This is a genomic window from Vibrio sp. 2130-1 (assembly GCF_033339515.1).
The window spans coordinates 1-738 of sequence record NZ_JAWOUT010000227.1; the positions used below are offsets into that span (position 1 = coordinate 1).

General features: G+C 48.0%; 2 protein-coding genes. Both read right to left on the reverse strand.

Going from position 1 to position 738, the window contains the following annotated elements; all coding sequences use genetic code 11:
• Positions 1–555 (reverse strand): protoheme IX farnesyltransferase (locus R7Q09_RS25355; protein ID WP_318143845.1); only part of this gene is annotated, 555 nt, incomplete at its 3' end.
• A partial coding sequence (locus tag R7Q09_RS25360; RefSeq protein WP_318143846.1) for a COX15/CtaA family protein occupies positions 548–738 on the reverse strand: 191 nt, incomplete at its 5' end. The genes R7Q09_RS25355 and R7Q09_RS25360, both read right to left, overlap by 8 nt.

The following is a 738-nucleotide window of genomic DNA, read 5'->3' on the forward strand; positions in this document are numbered from 1 at the left end:
CCAGATGAAGATAATCATCACCAATAGCCAAGCGTTCCCATGCAGCTCGCCCGTCACCGCGGTCCAGCCTAAAAGAGGCGGCATCGCACCGGCAATGCCAGCAATCACAATATTTTGCGGTGTCGCTCGCTTCAAATACATGGTGTAAACCACCGCATAGCCCAGTAAACTCAAAAACGTCATCCACGCTGTGAGCGCGTTTACCCAAGCATATAGGAGTACAAAACCAACCACGCCGATTGCCACGGCAAAAATCGCAACCGACAAGGGATTGGTATCTCCCGACGGTAAAGGACGCGTATGAGTACGAGCCATTCTTGCATCAATTCTGCGGTCAATAAGATGATTAAATGCCGCGGCAGAACCAGCCATTAGTCCTATTCCAATCAATCCGATGGATGCTTGAATCCATGGAAAATCAGTGACCGGAGCCAAGCTCATACCGACAATGGCGGTGACTAACATTAGCGCGACAACTTTAGGTTTAGTCAGTTTTAAGTACGTTGAGCCGAGACGCTTTCGACTATCGAGTGTTAACGCAATTTCTTTACTCATAGCGAACTCCTTTTACTGCATAATTCCAATCGGCTTTTCCTTGCCACAAATAAAACTGACTGACACAAATCAGGCTCAACATGATTGCAGCACCCAGGTTATGAGCCACTGCGATGTAAATCGGTAACTGAAACACCACGTTGCTAATACCAAGCGTAATCTGGCAAGCCAGCGCCATCCCAA